This window comes from Polaromonas sp. P1_F4, from assembly GCF_056405675.1.
Genome location: NZ_JBFUBP010000006.1, coordinates 60,020 through 76,991 on the forward strand (window position 1 = coordinate 60,020; position 16,972 = coordinate 76,991).

Consider the following 16,972-nt stretch of genomic DNA (forward strand, 5'->3'; position numbering starts at 1 on the left):
CTTATTTTTACAAAGCACTTGCTTGCTAAAAATATCGGGTTTTGCTAAGGTCCGTCCTTATGGACAAACCTGCCGCGCGTTCGCGACCTGCCGCACGCGCTCATACCCCTTCGAAAACCGCAACCGACAGCGCTGAAAAGCGCCCGCGCGGCCGGCCGCGCAAAACCCTGGACGAACGCGACGACGGCAACCGGCGGGTCGAACTCGTCAATGCGGCCGCCCGGTTGTTCCGGAAAAAAGGCTTTGACGCCACCAGCACGCGCGACATCGCGGCGGCCGTCGGCATGCACAGCGGTTCGCCCTTCTACCACTTCAAAAGCAAGGCGGCACTCCTCAATGCCGTGATGGAAGAGGGCATGCGTTCCGCCTTGCAGCGCCAGGCCGCGGCTTTGAAGGCGGCAGGGCTTTCCACCGCTGAGGCGCCAGCGCTGCTGCGCGTGCTGATCCGCAATCACTTTGACGTCTTGCTGGGCCCCGGCAGCGACTTCATCCCTGTGATGCTTTACGAGTCGCGTTCCATCACAGCCCGGCAGCGCAACCTGCTGGCAAAGCTGCAAGGCGACTACGAAGCCGTGTGGGAGCCGGTGCTGGAGGCGCTGGCCACCGCAGGGCAACTCAAGGGGCCGGTGAAGCTGTCGCGCCTTTTGATTTTTGGCGCGCTCAACTGGTCGGTGCAGTGGTTTGACGCCAAAAAAGATGCATCGCTGGATGATCTGGCGGATGCGGCCATGGCGCTGTTCATTGGAGAAAAAACTCCGAAATCCCCGGCAAGAAAGGTCCGCGCATGAGTTACCAATCCGTGTTCCGCCCCGGCCTTTTTTCCGGCCAGGTCATCGTTGTCACCGGTGGTGGCTCCGGCATTGGCCGCTGCATCGCGCATGAACTCGCTGCGCTGGGCGCGCATGTGGTGCTGATAGGCAGGAATATCGAGAAACTTCACAGCGTGGCCGGGGAAATCGTGGCGCAGGGCGGTCGCGTGAGTTTTCACCCCTGCGACATCCGCCAGGAAGAGGCCGTCAAGACCACCATCACCGCCATCGTGGTGGCGCAGGGCCGTATCGATGGGCTTGTCAACAACGCGGGCGGCCAGTACATCACGCCGCTGGAGTCCATCAGCGCCAAGGGCTGGGAGGCCGTCATCAACACCAACCTGACCGGCGGCTTCCTGATGGCGCGCGAATGCTATTTGCAAGCCATGCAGGGCAAAGGCGGCAGCATCGTCAACATCGTGGCCGACATGTGGGGTTCCATGCCCAGCATGGGCCACAGCGGCGCGGCGCGCGCCGGCATGGTGAGCTTCACCGAAACCGCGGTGGCCGAATGGGCCCATAGCGGCGTGCGGGTGAATGCGGTCGCGCCCGGCTACATCGCCTCCAGCGGCATGGACCACTACCCGCCAGAGGCCGGTCCCATGCTGCGCGAGATGCGCCACACCGTGCCGCTGGGCCGCTTCGGCACCGAAAGTGAAACCTCGGCGGCCGTCGTCTTCCTGCTCAGCAAAGCCGCCAACTTCATCAGCGGCACGACGCTGCGGGTGGATGGCGCCCGGCCCCAGGTGCGCATGGGCTGGCCCATGCGGCGGCCCGATGCCGAAGCGCTGCAGCGTGAGGCGATCAAGCCCTTCGACGGCTTTCACCTGGCAGAAACCCCCAAGGTCTTCCAGTCATGACGCTGTTCCAGTCTGCGTGGAATGCGCAATCGCCACAAGCCTCGCAGCGGCGTGAGGCGATGCTGTCGCGCATCGCCGCACTGCGTGCGCTGGAAGAACGCAGCGCTGCCGCCTCGGCGAAGTCGCGGCCCGCCTTCGACAAGCGCGGCCAGTTGCTGCCGCGTGAGCGTGTGGCCTTGCTGCTGGATGCGGGGGCGCCCTGGCTGGGCCTGTGTTCCCTCGCGGGTTATTTGCAGGACAGCAAGGAGGCCGGCCAGTCGGTGCCGGGTGGCGGCGTGGTGGCCGGCATCGGCTTTGTGAGTGGCGTGCGCTGCATGGTGGTGGCCAGCGACTCGGGTATAGAAGCCGGCGCCGTCCAGGCCATGGGGCTGGAAAAGATCCTGCGCGTGCAGGAGATCGCGCTGCAAAACAAGCTGCCCTTTATCCACCTGGTGGAAAGCGCGGGCGCCAACCTCATGCGCTACCGGGTCGAAGGCTTTGTGCACGGCGGCAGCCTCTTTCGCAACCTGGCGCGCCTGTCGGCGGCGGGCATTCCCGTGATCACCGTGCAGCACGGTTCGGGCACGGCGGGGGGCGCCTACATGCCGGGCCTGAGCGACGTCGTCATCATGGTGCGCAAGCGTTCCCGCGCTTTCCTTGCCGGCCCGCCGCTGCTGATGGCTGCCACCGGCGAAGTCGCCACCGAGGAAGAGTTGGGCGGCGCCGAAATGCACACCGGCGTGTCGGGCCTGGGTGAGCATCTGGCTGATGACGATCGCCATGCGCTGGGGCTGGCGCGCCAGGTAGTGGCCCGAACTTCATGGTCAAATCGGGCGGCAGGCAAAGCAGGACGGGCGCAAGCAGCTACTAATTTAATAGCAGGTAAGGATTCCCCCAGCGAACCTGTTTACCCGCCTGACGAGCTGCTGGGCCTGGTCCCCAGCGACCTGCGCCAGCCGCTGGACATGCACGAGGTCATCGCGCGGCTGGTGGATGGCTCCGATTTTCTGCCTTTCAAAGCGCTCTACGGTGAGGCCACGGTGTGCGTGCAGGCATCGATTGATGGCTATGCGGTCGGCATCATCAGCAACAACGGCCCGATTGATGTGGCCGGCGCCAACAAGGCCACGCACTTCATCCAGCTGATGTGCCAGTTGGGCCACCCCCTCATCTACCTGCAGAACACCACCGGCTACATGGTGGGCAAGGAGAGCGAGCAGGCCGGCATGATCAAGCACGGCTCCAAGATGATCCAGGCCGTCACCAACGCCTCCGTCCCGCAAATCACCATCCAGTGCGGTGCGTCCTTCGGCGCGGGCAACTACGGCATGTGCGGCCGCGGCTACGCGCCGCGCTTTCTCTTCAGCTGGCCCAGCGCCAAAACGGCGGTGATGGGCGGCGAACAGGCCGCGCGCACCATGCAGATCGTGGGTGAGGCGGCCCTGGCGCGCAAAGGCATCACGCCGGACCCGGCCCAGTCGCAAGCCCAGTACGACAAGATCGTCGCCATGTTCGAGGCGCAGGCCGATGTGTTCTACACCTCGGGCCTGATGCTGGACGACGGCGTCATCGACCCGCGCGACACGCGCGCAGTGCTGGCACAGTGCCTGGCGATGTGCGCCGAGGCCGATGCGCGGCAGCTCAGGCCCATGCAGTTTGGCGTGGCGCGTATGTAGACCGCCTGAAAAAAAACGGAGACAAAAATGCAGTACACCCACGAACACCTCGAAATCCAGAAAACTCTCAAGCGTTTCATTGATGCCGAGATCAACCCGCACGTCGATGAATGGGAAGCCGCCGAAATATTCCCGGCGCATGAAGTGTTCAAGAAGCTCGGCAACCTGGGCATGCTGGGCCTGACCAAATCTGAGGAATACGGCGGCGCTGGCTTGGACTACTCCTACGCCATGGCCATGGCCGAGGCGCTGGGTCATATTGACTGTGGCGGCGTGCCCATGGCCATCGGCGTGCAGACCGACATGTGCACACCGGCCCTGGCGCGCTTCGGCAGCGACGAACTCAAGCGCGAGTTTTTGGTGCCCGCAATTTCCGGCGATGCCGTGGGCTGTGTCGGTGTGAGCGAGCCAGGCGCCGGCAGCGACGTCGCCTCCATCAAAAGCCACGCCCGCAAGGACGGCGGCGACTACATCATCAGCGGCCAGAAGATGTGGATCACCAACAGCCTGCAGGCCGACTGGATGTGCATGCTGGTCAACACCGGCGAGGGCCCCGTGCACAAGAACAAGAGCCTGGTCATGGTGCCCATGCGCGACAAGGGCAAGCTGCGAAAAGGCATTGAAGCGGCGAAGAAGATCAAGAAAATCGGCATGAACTCATCCGACACCGGCCTGATCTACTTTGACGAAGTGCGTGTGCCGCAGCGCTACCTCATCGGCAGCGAAGGCTCGGGCTTTGTCTACCAGATGATGCAATTTCAGGAAGAGCGCCTGTGGTGCGCGGCCAGTTGCATCCAGTCACTCTCCAACTGTATTGAATGGACAGTCGGGTGGGCGCACGAGCGCAAGCTTTTCGGCGCCACCCTGGCTGACCAGCAATGGGTGCAGTTCAAGCTCGCCGAGATGAAGACCGAAGTCGAGAGCCTGCGCGCCATGACTTACCGCGCCTGCGAGCTCTATGTGCAGGGCCAGGATGTGACCGAGCTCGCCTCCATGGCCAAGCTCAAGGCCGGGCGGCTCAACCGCCTGGTGCCCGACACCTGCCTGCAGTTCTGGGGCGGCATGGGCTACACCTGGGAAAACAAAGTGGCGCGCATGTTCCGCGACGGCCGGCTCGGCTCCATAGGCGGCGGGGCCGACGAAGTCATGATGGGGATCATTGCCAAAATGATGGGTGTGGCCAAGTCCGGCAAGAAGGGTGGCTGAGTTCATGACCGTGCCTGGCATATGGAGCGGGGCGTCTGCATGAAAAATATCCGCTGCCTGCTGGTGGCCAACCGCGGGGAGATTGCCCGCCGCATCATGCGCACCGCACGAACCATGGGCATGCAGACGGTGGCGGTGTATTCAGACGCCGATACCGGTGCGCTGCATGTGCAGGAGGCGGACATCGCCTGTGCGCTGGGAGGTGTCAGCTCGGTCGATTCCTATCTGCGCATCGACAAACTGGTTGCTGCGGCCAAGACCAGCGGCGCCGATGCGGTGCATCCGGGCTACGGCTTCCTCAGCGAGAACGCCGCCTTTGCCGACGCGGTGATTGCTGCGGGGCTGACCTGGGTGGGGCCACCGCCGGCCGCGATCCGGCAGCTCGGCAGCAAGTCGGCTGCCAAGCAACTCGCAAGCGCCCAGGGCGTACCCTGCCTGCCGGGCTACCAGGGTCATGACCAGTCCGACGCGCGCTTTGAAGCCGAAGCCGCGCGCATCGGTTACCCGCTGATGGTCAAGGCCGTGGCCGGTGGCGGCGGGCGCGGCATGCGGCTGGTGCGGGATGCCGCGCACCTTTCGGCGGCGCTGCAAAGCGCCCGTTCGGAAGCGCTCTCGGCCTTTGGCAGCGGGGAGCTGCTGATGGAACGGGCTTTGTTGAATCCACGCCATGTCGAGGTGCAGGTATTTGCCGACGCCCACGGCCATTGCATTCACCTGGGAGAGCGCGACTGTTCGGTACAGCGCCGCCACCAGAAGATCATTGAAGAAACGCCCAGCCCGGCGGTGGATGCTGCGCTGCGTGCGCGCATGTGTGGGGCGGCGGTAGCGCTGGCGCAAGCCGCGGGTTATGTGGGTGCAGGGACGGTGGAGTTTCTGGTTGATGGTGGCGACGTGAGCGCCGCCGGGTCGCCCCAAGGCGCGAAGGCCCCCTTGGGGGGCAGCGCAGCACACGAAGTGGCAAGCGTGGGGGCTAGTTTCTTCCTTATGGAAATGAACACTCGCTTGCAGGTCGAGCATCCGGTGACTGAAGCTGTCACAGGCCTTGATCTCGTCGAATGGCAGCTGCGCGTAGCGCAAGGCGAGCCGCTGCCTCTTGCGCAGGAGCAGGTGGTGTTCAGCGGTCATGCGATGGAGGTGCGTCTATGTGCGGAAGACGAAAACTTCACCCCGCACACGGGCATCGTTCAGCGGTTCCGCGAACCCGGCGATGTGCGCTTTGACCACGCGCTGTTTGAAGGCCAGGTGGTGTCGCCGCACTACGACTCCATGCTGGGCAAGCTGGTGGCGCATGCCGCGACACGTGAGCAAGCCATAGACCAGCTGGTGGCGGCGCTGGGCCGCACCGAAGTGCTGGGCCTGCCCACCAACCGGCAGTTTTTGTCGGCTTGCCTTGTCCATCCGGTGTTCCGCGCCGGGCACGCACTGATTCCTTTCCTGGCGGAGCAGGGCGATGCGATACGCGGAGCGCTACAAAAAGAGGAGCTGCTTGCGCTCGTCCCTTATGGCCTGGCGGCCATTTTCTCTCAAGATATTGATTCAAACAGTACCGCAAACAGCCTGCCGTGCCCGTTTCCCAGACCGGTCCGGCTGCGCCACCGCGCGCAGCTGCTGGACCTGCGTGTGCGTGAGCTGGGCGGGGGGGCGCTGGAAATCGAAACGGGCGGCGAAGTGTTGCCGGCGGTGATCATGCAGGGCGCCGATGGTGCTCTGGCGGTACGCACGGGCCGGGCAGGGCAGCGCGTATCGGTGGTGCGCCTGAAGGAATCTGCCGGGCAACCCGGTGCACGCTGGCATGTGCAGACGGGCTCTGTCGACCTGTTTCTGGAAGATGCCACGTTGGAGCCAGCGGCATCCGGCGGTGTTGCAACCGCGCGGGAGTTGCGGGCGCCCTTCAACGGCAAGGTGATTGCAGTCCATGTGGCGCCCGGCCAGACTGTGAAGCGCGGCGACACGCTGCTGGTGATTGAATCCATGAAGCTGGAGCACGCGGTCAATGCCCCGCACGATGCTGCGGTGGCTGCCGTGATGGCAGAGGTGGGCCAGCAGACCAGTCCCGGGCAGGTGTTGCTGAGGTTCGATGAGGCCAAAGCATGAGAACCCGGAAAATCAGGAAAGATTTCGCTGCACGACAATGGACGCCATGACCAAAGCACAGCCCACCCCTACCGGCGCCATTGAGTTCGAGCCGGAATTTGTCGCCAGCCTCAAAGAGCTGTTCGAGGAAAAAATCGTTTTCAACAAGTTGCTGGGGCTCAAGATCACCTCGGTGACGGCGGAACGGGTCACCGCCCGCATCGACATGCGCAACGAGCTGATCGGCCACTACGCCCACAACCGAATTCACGGCGGCGTGATCAGCGCCGGTCTGGACGCCATGGGCGGGCTCGCCGTGATGGCGGCCATAGGCGCGCGCCACATGGACGAATCGCCGATGCAGCGGCTGCACCGCTTTGCCAAGCTGGGAACCATCGATCTGCGGGTGGATTATTTGCGGCCTGGCATCAGTGAGTTTTTTGAGTTGCGGGCTGAGGTGATGCGGCTGGGGTCTCGGGTGGCGAGTACGAGGATGGAGTTTCTGGGGGCTGACGGTAAGTTGTTTTCTACTGGGGCTGGGGCTTACATCGTTTCTTAAGTTTTCTTGGCCGGCTCTTGCTCCGGCCTTAGCGCTCTTTGCTGAGGGTTGCTGGCCGGGGTCGCCCGGCAGGCGACTCACTTTTCTTTGCTTCGCCAAAGAAAAGTAAGCAAAAGAAAGGCGACCCTGGTTCCTGCGTCCCTACGCTTCGCTGCGGGCAACCTGCGGTGCTCGGTCCAGCCGGGGTCAAAAACAACTCGCTTCGCTCAAACAAGTTTTTGCCCTGATCCGTCTGGACCTCCGCTCCTCGGCGCATCCACAAGGGGGTGGGAGAGGAATACCGAACAGCCAACAACCGAATACCAGAACCCGAACACCTGAAGAAACAAGGACACGCCATGGCGTGTCCTTGTTGGTATTGGCGTTGGTATTTGTCTTGAGTCCCCGCTCCCGATTACCCCTTCTGTATGCGCCGAGGAGCGCAGGGCCAGGCGGATCAGGGATCGCGATTGTCTGAGCGAAGCGAGTTCGAGCGAGACCCCGCCTGGACCGAGCACCGCAGGTTGCCCGTAGCGCAGCGAAGGGTCGCAGACAGCAGGGTCGCCTTTTCTTTTGCTTACTTTTCTTTTGGCGAAGCAAAAGAAAAGTGAGTAGCCGCCGGGCTACCCCCGGCCAGCAACCCTCAGCAAAGAGCGCTAAGGCCGGAGCAAGAACCGTCAACTAAGCCGGTCCCTCGTAGCCGAGAGCATTAAGAAACTCCCTGCGCCACCAATGCACATCGCGTTCCCGGATGGTCTTGAGCAGCTTCTGGTGCCGGGCTTGGCGTTCTTCCAGAGGCATCTGCAATGCCCGCTGTACGGTGTCCGCAGTACCGTCGATGTCGTAGGGATTGACCAGCAACGCGTCTTCCAGTTGCTCAGCGGCCCCCGCAAAGCGGGACAGCACCAGCACCCCGGGGTCGGCCGGGTCTTGCGCGGCAATGAATTCCTTGGCCACCAGGTTCATGCCGTCGCGCAGCGGCGTGACCAGCGCCACCCGCGCCACACGGTACAAGCCCGGCAGGCGCTTGCGCGCCACGTTGCGGTGGATGTAGCGAACGGGCATCCAGTCGAGCTCGCCGAAATTGCCGTTGATGGCGCCGCACAGGCTTTCCAGTTCCTGCAGCAGATCGGTGTAGGTGCCCATGTCTTCACGGCTGGGCGAGGCGATCTGGATCAGCGTGGCGCTGCGGAGATTTTCCGGGTACTTTTTCAGCAAGGTTTCAAACGTCCGCAGCCGCTGCGGCAAGCCTTTGGAATAGTCGAGCCGCTCTACACCCAGCAGAAGTTTGCGGCGTGAATACTCTTCCTTCATGCGTTCGTACATGTCGCGCGCATCCTGCGCGTGCGTGAGCGCCGCGAACTCGTCCACGTCGATGCCGATGGGAAAAGCGCCCGCGCGTACGGTGCGGTGAAAGGCCCTGAAGCGGTTGTCGCCCAGCGCCACGGCGCCGGCTTCAGCCTGCACATAGCGCGAGAAGTGCAGCAGGTCGTTTTCGCTCTGGAAACCGACCAGGTCATACGCGAACAGCGCGCGCATCAGCCATTCGTGCTGGGGAATGGCCGCCAGCACCTGCTGCGGCGGCAACGGAATGTGCAGGAAAAACCCGATGCGGTTGTTGCAACCCATGGCGCGCAATTCGGCCGCCATGGGGATCAGGTGGTAATCGTGGATCCAGATGATGTCGTCGGGCTGCAGCAGGCTCATGAGCTTGTGCGCAAACAGCCGGTTCACGCGGCGGTAGGCCTCGATGAAGCCCGCGTCAAAACGGGCCAGGTCCAGCCGGTAATGAAATACCGGCCAGAGCACGCCGTTGCTGTAGCCCAGGTAATAGCCCGCATGGTCTTCGGCCGACAGGTCCACCGTGGCCAGCTTGATGTTGCCCGCCTGCTGCACATGCAGCTCGCCTTCACCGGCGGCGCCGCCCTCAACGACCGTGCCGCTCCAGCCGAACCAAAGCCCACCGGTAGCGTTCAGCGCGTCCCCGAGTGCCACAGCAAGCCCACCGGCGGCCGCCTTGCGCGGATCCGCCACGCGATTCGAAACAACAACAAGCCGGCTCATGACAAACAGTCCTCTTCACCAGCAGGGGCCGCGGAACCGGCTTCGCCGGGGCGCAGGCGCCGTCCCCTGGAATGGGGAAAGGGGCTACACGCAGTGAGCCACCGACGGGGGTGAGCCATCCTCATACTTGTGACTCCCAGGGGGTTGAGAGCCTTACCGCCGCGTTGATGATCCCCACCATCGAATACGTCTGCGGAAAATTCCCCCACATCTCGCCGGTCACGGGATGCGTGTCTTCCGAGAGCAGGCCCACATGGTTGCGCGCGGCCAGCATGGTGTTGAAAATTTCGCGGGCCTGCTCCTTGCGGCCTATGCGTGCCAGCGCGTCGATGCGCCAGAAGGTGCAGATGTTAAAGGCGGTTTCGGGCTTGCCGAAATCGTCCGGCGCCTCATAGCGGCGCATATAGGGGCCGTCGCACAAATGGGTTTCCAGCGCGTCTACAGTGGCCACAAAGCGCGGGTCTTTGGGGTCGATAAAACCTACCTCAATCATCAGCAGGACGCTGGCGTCGAGGTCGCGCCCGCCAAAGCTTTCGGCAAAGGCCTGGCGTTCTTCGCTCCAGGATTCGCGCAGGATACGTTCCTGCATCACTGCCGCGTGGCTGCGCCAGTAGTCGGCCCTATCCTGCAGCTTGAGCACCAGCGCAATCTTGGCCAGCCGGTCGCAGGCGGCCCAGCACATCAGGGCCGATGAGGTGTGGATGCGTGCACGCGTGCGCAGCTCCCACATGCCGGCATCTGGCTTGTCATAGCTGTGCACGGCCTGCTCGCCAACTTCCTCGAGCCGCTTGAACTCGGCAATGCCGGCGCGGTGCAGCAGGCGATGGTCGTGAAAGGCCTGGGCCGCGCCCAGCACCACATTGCCGTAGACGTCGTGCTGGAAGTGCTCTTGCGCCTGGTTGCCCACGCGCACCGGTCCCATGCCGCGGTACCCGCCCAGGTGCAACATGGTGGATTCGGGCAGCTCGCGCTCCAGGCCTATACCGTAGAGCGGCTGGATGTGCCCGCCCTTGGACTGCACCACCACGTTGGCGAGCCAGCGCAGGTAGTCTTCCATGGTGCCGACTTCCGACAGGCTGTTGAGCGCGCGCACCACAAAAAAGGCGTCGCGCAGCCAGCAATAACGGTAGTCCCAGTTGCGCTGGCTGCCGGGTGCCTCGGGAATGCTGGTGGTCATGGCGGCGACGATGGCGCCGGTGTCTTCAAAGAGCGAAAGCTTGAGCGTGATGGCTGCGCGTATCACGGCCTCCTGCCATTCCAGCGGAATGTGCAGGCGCTGGCTCCATTTTTTCCAGTAGGAAATGGTTTCCTGTTCAAACAGGCGCGCCGTGTCGGCAATGCCATCGGGCAGTGACTCGTCGGCGCCGAGCAGAAAATTGTGCTCGCGTGTCAGCACAAAAGGCTGCTTTGACAGCAGGTGTGAAATCGACACGTCGGTGTTCAGGCGCAGCGTCAGCTCGTCGCCCACATAGCGCAGGTGGTTGCTGCCCTGGGTGATCAGCGGCTTGCGCCGGCCCCAGTCGAAGCGGATGTCCAGCGATACGCGGATGCGCGGCGCGCCATGGATGGGCTTGACGCGGCGCACCAGCGTCATGGGCCTGAAAAAGCGCGAGCGGCTGAAAAAACGCGGTGCGAAGTCGGTGATCTCTATGCCCTGGCCGCGTGTGTCAAACAGCTGGGTGCGCAGTACGGCGGTATTGGGCTCATACCACTGCTTTGCTTCGGCGAAATCCTCGATCTCGATGGCGAAGGCGCTGGACTGCGAGTCCTGGATGCCCGGGGCGGTCGCGTCGTCCTGCGCGGGCTGCGGCTCGAGAAGCGCATTGAATACAGGGTCGCCGTCAAACCGCGGCAGGCAGCACCAGACGATGCGGCCGCGCACATCAATCAGCGCACTGAAGGCGCAGTTGCCGATGACGCCCATGGCCAGCGAAGGTTGGGCGGGCGGCGCGAAGTGAAGCGAGTCGGCGGCGACGTTCATGGGCGGCTTTCTGGCGCGGCGGCCGGTGCATCGTCGGTCTCCCGCGCCATGCCGCCGAAGGCCGCATGCAGCCATTGGTGCAGCGCCTCGGGCGATGCGCAGCGGTGGCGTGCCTGGGTGGCGCCTTCGCCGACCTTGATGCCTTCACCGCCCAGCAACTGCACGGCCGCGAAGCCGGCTTCGTCGGTGGTGTCGTCGCCGGCGAAAAGGGGCAGGCGGCCGGCAAACGGCGCCTCGGCCATAAAAGCCTTGATGGCCGAGCCCTTGCTGACGTTGGACGGCTTGACTTCAAAAACATACTTGCCGTGCAGCAGTTCGACACCGGGCGTGCGGTCGGCTGCCTCCTGCATGACCTGCTGGCATAGCGATTCCAGTTCGGGTGCGTGGCGATAGTGCAGGGCAACGGCCGCCTGTTTGATTTCCACGCGCAGCCCGTCATGGTGCGCGGCCAGGTCGGTGACGCGGTGGGTGAGCTCCCGCAGGTCCGGTTCTGCCAGGCTGACGACGCGGCCCAGCATATCGCGGCGCTGCGCGCCATGCTCGGTGGCCAGGGGTAGCCGCAAAGGCGCGAGAAAGCCATCGAGGTCGGCCAGCCTGCGGCCCGACACAATCGCCAGCGCGCCGCCCAACTGCGCTGAAAGCCTCGCCAAGGCTGGAATCACGCCTGAAACCAGCTGAACTGCGTCGGGCTCAGGCGCCAGGTCGGCCAACGTTCCGTCAAAGTCCAGAAAAAGGGCAGTCTGCGCGTTGATGACCGGCAATAACCCGAAAGGCCCGTGAGGAAGTGCGTGCGAAGAGGGCCGGGGCGGCGATGAAGAAGGTGATAAATGCATCGCCATTCACCTTAGCAGAGCCCCTGTTGAATCACTGTAGGCCGGTTTCGCCTTTTTTCACATTTCAGCCAATGGCGGCTGCCCTGTAGCGGTGCCGGGGAGGCTGTCCTGCACCGCTTTGACGCGTGCCTTGTGGATGGCCTCACCAATCTGTTTGCCGCCGCGTCCCGCCGCCTGGGCCTCCAGCGCCAGCGGCTGCGTCTGTACCGCCTGGGCTGCGGCCAGGGTATCCAGCAGGCGCGGGCGTTGCGGGTAGGGTGAATCCTGCAGGCCCAGGCGCCCGCGGGCGTCGCATTCGCAGGCCAGCAAAATATCGGCAAAACGCCGGGGCTTGCGAAACGCATCGCAGCGCTCCAGCAGCCGCACCAGGGCTGCGGCGCCCAGGCTTTCGCTGCGGTGCACGTTGCCGTGCTCGCGTGCCACCACGTCGGCAATCTCGCGGCAGTCCACCGGCACGCGCAGGCGCTCGCAGACGTCTTTCAGCAGTTGGGCGCTGCGCTCTTCGTGGCCGATGTGCCGCGGCAAAACATCGGCGGGTGTCGTGCCCTTTCCGAGGTCGTGGCACAGGCAGGCAAAGCGCACGGCCAGAGAGCCCTCAAGCTGCGCCGACATGTCCAGCACCATCATCAGGTGAACGCCGGTGTCGACTTCGGGGTGGTGGCTGGCGGGCTGGGGTACGCCCCAGAGGCGCGCAACCTCGGGCAACAACTTTTGCAGCGCGCCGCATTCGCGCAGTACCTCGAACATGCGTGAAGGCTTGCCCTCCATCAGCCCGCGTGCGAACTCCTGCCACACGCGTTCGGGTACCAGTGCATCGGCTTCGCCTTCGGCCACCATGTCCCGCATCAGCGCCATGGTTTCGGGCGCCACGGAAAAATCCGGAAAGCGCGCGGCAAAGCGGGCCAGGCGAAGGATGCGGACGGGGTCCTCGCGGAAGGCATCCGTCACGTGGCGCAATACCTTGTCCCGGATGTCCTGCTGCCCACCGAACGGGTCGATCAGCGCCGAAAAATTGGGGTTAAAACTGGCTGAAGCTGTTTCTGGACGGGCGGGAGCAGCTATTGAATTGATAGTGAGGTCGCGCCGCGCCAGGTCCTGCTCCAGCGTGACGTCGGGCTCGGCGTGCACCACAAACCCGCGGTAGCCCGGCGCGGTTTTGCGTTCAGTGCGGGCCAGGGCGTATTCCTCACGGGTGTCCGGGTGCAGGAACACCGGGAAATCCTTGCCGACCGGCAGGTAGCCTTGTGCCACCAGCGCTTCGGGGGTGGCGCCCACGACGACCCAATCGTGGTCCTGCACGGGCAGGCCCAGCAAGGCATCGCGCACCGCGCCACCAACCATGAATATTTCCATCAGGCCAGTTTAGCGGTTCGCGCCAGCCCCAAAAGCCCGGTCGGCGCCGGATTTTCAGTTCAGGAAAAAACAGGCCGGAAGAAACTGCGCTCGTAGCTGATGATGCAGCCGGTCGTTTCGGCGTATTTGAAAGCCGCCAGGCATTCCTGGTCGGAAAAGGAGTTCTGGCGGTAAATCTCGTAGGCCGCCAGGCTCTCAAAGGTGAACAAGGCCAATGCAATGTTGTTGGCGCCTTCGCTGGGCATGAAGTAGCCATGGTGCGTGCCGCCGAATTTCTCGACCAGCGGAATCCACAGCTTGCCGTAGTGCTCGAACTCCTTGAGTTTGGCGGTGTTCAGCACGTAACGCAGATAGATCGTGACCATGATGTCTCCCGTTCAGCGCTTGACGCGGTAGGGCTCTTCGAATTCGCGGAAATCGTCTTCGGCCAGCGCGTCGTCGATCCAGGCTTTCACGCCGGGCAGCTCCACAACGCGCTGGATGTAGGCGCCGATCTCTGCAGGCACCGGCAGGGCGTAGCGACTCAGGCGCATGCACACCGGTGCAAAAAAGGCGTCTGCAATGCCGAATTCGCCAAACAGCATGGCCCCTTTGTATTGCTGCAGCAGCTCGGTCCACATCTCGACCAGGCGCTGCACGTCGGCACGCACGGCCGATTTGTCGCGCCAGATCAGCTGGCCCATGTCCGACAGGTCGGCCTCGATGTTCATGGGGCAGGCCGAGCGCAGGGCTCCGAAGCCGCTGTGCATTTCAGCGCACACGCTGCGCGCCCGGGCGCGCGCTTTCACATCCTGCGGCCAGAGCTTTTTCTCGGGAAAGCGTTCCGCGAGGTATTCGGCGATGGCCAGCGTGTCCCATACGACAAAACCGCCGTCGTCCAGCGCCGGCACCCGGCCGGTCGGGTTCACGCCGCCGATTTTTTCCTTGAAGGTCGAGTTGGCATCGAACGAGTCAAAGCGCAGCTTGATTTCTTCAAAGGGAATGCCGGCCTGCTTGAGCAGAACCCAGGGGCGCATGGACCAGGAGGAGTAGTTTTTATTGCCGATGTAGAGCTTGAGCATGGTGTCCCCGTATGCTGGTGATAAAGGTGGAAGTCAAAATGAAACGACTTGCGATGCTACAACTCCGCCAGCGCGTCATTGATGCAAAAAAACTCTGAAATTGATGCTACCCCCGCGGCGAATAAGAAGCGCGGAATTCCTCTTCAGGCCAGCTGGGGCCGCGGAACCGGCTTTGCCGGGCCGCAGGCGCAGTCCCCCTGCAAGGGGAAAAGGGCTACACGCAGTGAGCCCGATAGGGGTGTGCCAATTTTCGGCTTTGCCAGGCCGCAGGCGGGCGGCCCCCTCGGGGGGCAGGGAGCTACACGAAGTGAGCGACCGTGGGGGCTTTTAGAAACGGCCGGCGGTTTTACGCTTGGCCGTCAGCCCGCTGCGCAAGCCCTGCGCTCCCAGATAAGAAGGCCCCACCGCATCCAGCGCGGCAGGGTGAACCCCCAGTGCCTGCAGGCCGGGCAGCTTGCCGGTGGCCACGTTGTCGGTGGCCATGGCATCGAGGTTGTCGCGGCTCAGCAGCGGCTCTCCGGGCGCGAGCTCCATGAGGCGCGCCTGCAGGCGCCCCAGGGAATCCGGCAAGCTGATCACCGGGCGACCTTGGCCACCGTTGATACCGGCGTAGCGGCCGGCCAGCCCGACCAGCTGGCGCAGCGTGAACACGTCGGGCCCGCAAACTTCATAGATCTGGCCGGCGGTGTCGGGGTCTTGCAGGCAGTGCACGATGGCGTCGGCGACATCTTCCACCCAGACGGGCTGAAAGCGCGCATCGGCGGCTGCGAGCGGAACCACCGGAAAGATCTGCTGGAGCCGGGCAAAGGTGTTGAGGAATTTATCTTCGGCACCAAAGATCACGCTGGGCCGCAGCACAGTCACATCCAGCCCGGTGCTGAGCAGCACGGCTTCACCGCGCGCCTTGCTGCGCTGGTACATCGATGCTGAACCTGGCGAAGCGCCCAGGGCGCTGATGTGAACGATGCGCCTGAGGCCGCTGGCTTCACAGGCCCGCGCCAGCTCCAGCGGCAGTTGCACATGCGCCTTGTCGAACGCGGCCTCTGTGCCGTGAAGGATGGCAATCAGGTTGACCACGGCGTCGTGGCCGGCCAGCAGCGGTGCCAGCGAGGAAGCATCGTGGGCGTCGGCCTCAATCACGTCGACCAGCGGCAGCATTTGCAGGTGGCGGGCGCTGGCCTGCCGGCGTGTGACCACGGTGACGCGGCATTGCAGCCGCGCCAGTTTTTCACAGACGTGCGCGCCGACGAAGCCGGTTCCGCCAAGAAGAAGGATTTTGTTCATAACCCCTAATTTAGCGCTTTTACCGTGCCCTGCGCCCTGTTGGCCCATTCTTTGGCCATTCAGGCCTACAGGCCATGCTGGATGGGCGAAAGCAGCTATCAAATTAATAGCGATTTTTGGCCTTGCAGGATCCGTCCTTGGCCTACACGCCAAGGCGTGCACCGTCCCCATAATGGTTGAATGAACATTTTTGAAGCACTGCGAACAAGCCATGTCACCCAGCGCGCCCTGGCGGACAACCTCATCAAAACGCAGGGCGACAGCAAGGAAAGAGCCACACTGTTCAAGGAACTCAAGCTCGAACTCGCGGCGCATGCCGCGGCGGAGGAGCGCTTTTTTTATGTGCCGCTGATCGCGCACGACATGACACAGGAACCCTCACGCCACGGCATTGCCGAGCACCACCAGATGGACAAGCTGGTGGAAACGCTGGAAGAAACCGATTTCAGCTCGCCCGCCTGGCTGGCCACTGCCAAAGAGCTGCACCACAAGATTTATCACCACCTTGAAGACGAGGAGCAGGGTGTGTTCCAGCTGGCGGGCAAGGTGCTCACTGAAGCAGAGAAGCTGTCTCTGGCCAAGGGCTATGAAGGCGAATTCGTCTCGCAGCGCACGAAAAATTAAACCACCACGGCGCCCCTGGACGAGCTTATGAACCGTCCCCGCGCTTGTCGCCGTCAGGCTTGAGCAGCGGTTCGGGCTTTTCCAGAAAACGCACCAGGCGCGGCACCAGCGCCAGGATGCCGAGCGCCAGCAGGGTGCTGAGCACCGCAGTGCTTTCGCGGCCCATGCCGGCCGCCACGCCAATGGCCGCCGTCAGCCAGATGCCGGCGGCGGTGGTCAGGCCCTTGACCTGCTCTTCGTCAGGGTTGCCTTTGATGTGGCCCTTGAGGATGGTGCCCGCGCCCAGAAAGCCGATGCCGGCAATCACGCCCTGAATCACCCGGCTCAAGTCGGCGGTGATCATGCCGGACTGCTGCGACACCAGCACGAACATCGCAGAACCCATGGCCACCAGCATGTGCGTGCGCACGCCGGCGGCCTTGCCCTTTTGCTCGCGCTCTATGCCCAGCAGGCCGCCCAGCAACGCCGCCAGCGTCAGGCGAACCATGACGCGCGTGGCCTGCTCGGCATCGGGCAAATCTGAAAACTCCGAGGCGATGGTTTCACCGACTTGCTGCCACCAGGTGGACGCCATGCGGACTCCTTTTTACGGTTTCGGTTGAGGGATGGGCTCGCCCGATTGACTGTAGCG

At 63.6% G+C, this 16,972-nt stretch carries 15 protein-coding genes; 7 read left to right on the forward strand and 8 right to left on the reverse strand.

The window, feature by feature from the left end; translation table 11 throughout:
- Positions 1-59 precede the first annotated feature (59 nt).
- The 6 genes from AC1DYQ_RS13525 to AC1DYQ_RS13550 are packed head-to-tail and all read left to right on the forward strand — an operon-like array spanning position 60 to position 7,162.
- Entirely contained in the window at positions 60-788 is a 729-nt protein-coding gene (locus AC1DYQ_RS13525; protein WP_477687215.1) for a TetR/AcrR family transcriptional regulator, read from the forward strand.
- Positions 785-1,669 (forward strand): SDR family oxidoreductase, encoded by an 885-nt coding sequence (locus tag AC1DYQ_RS13530; RefSeq protein ID WP_477687216.1) that lies wholly within the window; start codon positions 785-787, stop codon positions 1,667-1,669. Before AC1DYQ_RS13525 ends, AC1DYQ_RS13530 begins: the two co-directional genes overlap by 4 nt.
- Complete coding sequence (locus tag AC1DYQ_RS13535; RefSeq protein WP_477687217.1) at positions 1,666-3,324, forward strand: acyl-CoA carboxylase subunit beta; 1,659 nt, start codon at positions 1,666-1,668, stop codon at positions 3,322-3,324. The genes AC1DYQ_RS13530 and AC1DYQ_RS13535 overlap by 4 nt, the downstream gene beginning before the upstream one ends.
- Positions 3,325-3,351: 27 nt before the next feature.
- On the forward strand, positions 3,352-4,530 hold the full coding sequence (locus AC1DYQ_RS13540) for an acyl-CoA dehydrogenase family protein (protein WP_477666603.1): 1,179 nt from the start codon (positions 3,352-3,354) through the stop codon (positions 4,528-4,530).
- A 39-nt stretch (positions 4,531-4,569) separates the two neighbouring features.
- A complete protein-coding gene (locus AC1DYQ_RS13545) occupies positions 4,570-6,624 on the forward strand; it encodes an acetyl/propionyl/methylcrotonyl-CoA carboxylase subunit alpha (RefSeq protein ID WP_477687218.1) in 2,055 nt (684 codons plus the stop codon).
- Positions 6,625-6,670: 46 nt separating this feature from the next.
- Complete coding sequence (locus AC1DYQ_RS13550) at positions 6,671-7,162, forward strand: thioesterase family protein (protein WP_477687399.1); 492 nt, start codon at positions 6,671-6,673, stop codon at positions 7,160-7,162.
- Positions 7,163-7,822: 660 nt separating this feature from the next.
- On the opposite strand, the gene otsA is transcribed toward AC1DYQ_RS13550, so the two are convergent.
- The 7 genes from otsA to AC1DYQ_RS13585 all read right to left on the reverse strand — a co-directional run bounded on the left by otsA (position 7,823) and on the right by AC1DYQ_RS13585 (position 15,717).
- Positions 7,823-9,205 carry an alpha,alpha-trehalose-phosphate synthase (UDP-forming) gene (gene otsA, locus AC1DYQ_RS13555; RefSeq protein ID WP_477651238.1) on the reverse strand — a complete coding sequence of 461 codons (1,383 nt, stop codon included), beginning with the start codon at positions 9,203-9,205 and terminating at the stop codon, positions 7,823-7,825.
- Between the two features lie 121 nt (positions 9,206-9,326).
- Positions 9,327-11,186 (reverse strand): glycoside hydrolase family 15 protein, encoded by a 1,860-nt coding sequence (locus AC1DYQ_RS13560; RefSeq protein ID WP_477687219.1) that lies wholly within the window; start codon positions 11,184-11,186, stop codon positions 9,327-9,329.
- Positions 11,183-12,019 carry a trehalose-phosphatase gene (gene otsB / locus AC1DYQ_RS13565; protein ID WP_477687220.1) on the reverse strand — a complete coding sequence of 279 codons (837 nt, stop codon included), beginning with the start codon at positions 12,017-12,019 and terminating at the stop codon, positions 11,183-11,185. The genes AC1DYQ_RS13560 and otsB overlap by 4 nt, the downstream gene beginning before the upstream one ends.
- Positions 12,020-12,076: 57 nt before the next feature.
- On the reverse strand, positions 12,077-13,372 hold the full coding sequence (locus tag AC1DYQ_RS13570; protein WP_477687221.1) for a multifunctional CCA addition/repair protein: 1,296 nt from the start codon (positions 13,370-13,372) through the stop codon (positions 12,077-12,079).
- A 59-nt stretch (positions 13,373-13,431) separates the two neighbouring features.
- Positions 13,432-13,737 (reverse strand): NIPSNAP family protein, encoded by a 306-nt coding sequence (locus AC1DYQ_RS13575; RefSeq protein ID WP_477651240.1) that lies wholly within the window; start codon positions 13,735-13,737, stop codon positions 13,432-13,434.
- A 12-nt stretch (positions 13,738-13,749) separates the two neighbouring features.
- Complete coding sequence (locus AC1DYQ_RS13580) at positions 13,750-14,433, reverse strand: glutathione S-transferase family protein (RefSeq protein ID WP_477687222.1); 684 nt, start codon at positions 14,431-14,433, stop codon at positions 13,750-13,752.
- A 327-nt stretch (positions 14,434-14,760) separates the two neighbouring features.
- Entirely contained in the window at positions 14,761-15,717 is a 957-nt protein-coding gene (locus AC1DYQ_RS13585; protein WP_477687223.1) for a complex I NDUFA9 subunit family protein, read from the reverse strand.
- A gap of 180 nt (positions 15,718-15,897) precedes the next feature.
- Here AC1DYQ_RS13585 and AC1DYQ_RS13590 point away from each other — a divergent pair, with 180 nt between their 5' ends.
- On the forward strand, positions 15,898-16,341 hold the full coding sequence (locus AC1DYQ_RS13590) for a hemerythrin domain-containing protein (protein WP_457281142.1): 444 nt from the start codon (positions 15,898-15,900) through the stop codon (positions 16,339-16,341).
- A gap of 25 nt (positions 16,342-16,366) precedes the next feature.
- Here the strand turns inward: AC1DYQ_RS13590 and AC1DYQ_RS13595 are convergent, their stop codons facing one another.
- Positions 16,367-16,915, reverse strand: a complete 549-nt coding sequence (locus AC1DYQ_RS13595) for an MgtC/SapB family protein (protein ID WP_477648640.1) — start codon at positions 16,913-16,915, stop codon at positions 16,367-16,369.
- Between the last annotated feature and the right edge of the window lie 57 nt (positions 16,916-16,972).

Bases quoted from the DNA above. Each gene is read 5' to 3' on its own strand.
- AC1DYQ_RS13595 (WP_477648640.1), bottom strand. From the start codon at position 16,915: ATGGCGTCCACCTGGTGGCAGCAAGTCGGTGAAACCATCGCCTCGGAG.
- AC1DYQ_RS13530 (WP_477687216.1), top strand. From the start codon at position 785: ATGAGTTACCAATCCGTGTTCCGCCCCGGCCTTTTTTCCGGCCAGGTC.
- AC1DYQ_RS13550 (WP_477687399.1), top strand. From the start codon at position 6,671: ATGACCAAAGCACAGCCCACCCCTACCGGCGCCATTGAGTTCGAGCCG.
- AC1DYQ_RS13580 (WP_477687222.1), bottom strand. From the start codon at position 14,433: ATGCTCAAGCTCTACATCGGCAATAAAAACTACTCCTCCTGGTCCATG.
- AC1DYQ_RS13575 (WP_477651240.1), bottom strand. From the start codon at position 13,737: ATGGTCACGATCTATCTGCGTTACGTGCTGAACACCGCCAAACTCAAG.
- AC1DYQ_RS13585 (WP_477687223.1), bottom strand. From the start codon at position 15,717: ATGAACAAAATCCTTCTTCTTGGCGGAACCGGCTTCGTCGGCGCGCAC.
- AC1DYQ_RS13540 (WP_477666603.1), top strand. From the start codon at position 3,352: ATGCAGTACACCCACGAACACCTCGAAATCCAGAAAACTCTCAAGCGT.
- otsB (WP_477687220.1), bottom strand. From the start codon at position 12,019: ATGCATTTATCACCTTCTTCATCGCCGCCCCGGCCCTCTTCGCACGCA.
- AC1DYQ_RS13545 (WP_477687218.1), top strand. From the start codon at position 4,570: ATGAAAAATATCCGCTGCCTGCTGGTGGCCAACCGCGGGGAGATTGCC.
- AC1DYQ_RS13570 (WP_477687221.1), bottom strand. From the start codon at position 13,372: ATGGAAATATTCATGGTTGGTGGCGCGGTGCGCGATGCCTTGCTGGGC.
- otsA (WP_477651238.1), bottom strand. From the start codon at position 9,205: ATGAGCCGGCTTGTTGTTGTTTCGAATCGCGTGGCGGATCCGCGCAAG.
- AC1DYQ_RS13590 (WP_457281142.1), top strand. From the start codon at position 15,898: ATGAACATTTTTGAAGCACTGCGAACAAGCCATGTCACCCAGCGCGCC.
- AC1DYQ_RS13525 (WP_477687215.1), top strand. From the start codon at position 60: ATGGACAAACCTGCCGCGCGTTCGCGACCTGCCGCACGCGCTCATACC.
- AC1DYQ_RS13560 (WP_477687219.1), bottom strand. From the start codon at position 11,186: ATGAACGTCGCCGCCGACTCGCTTCACTTCGCGCCGCCCGCCCAACCT.
- AC1DYQ_RS13535 (WP_477687217.1), top strand. From the start codon at position 1,666: ATGACGCTGTTCCAGTCTGCGTGGAATGCGCAATCGCCACAAGCCTCG.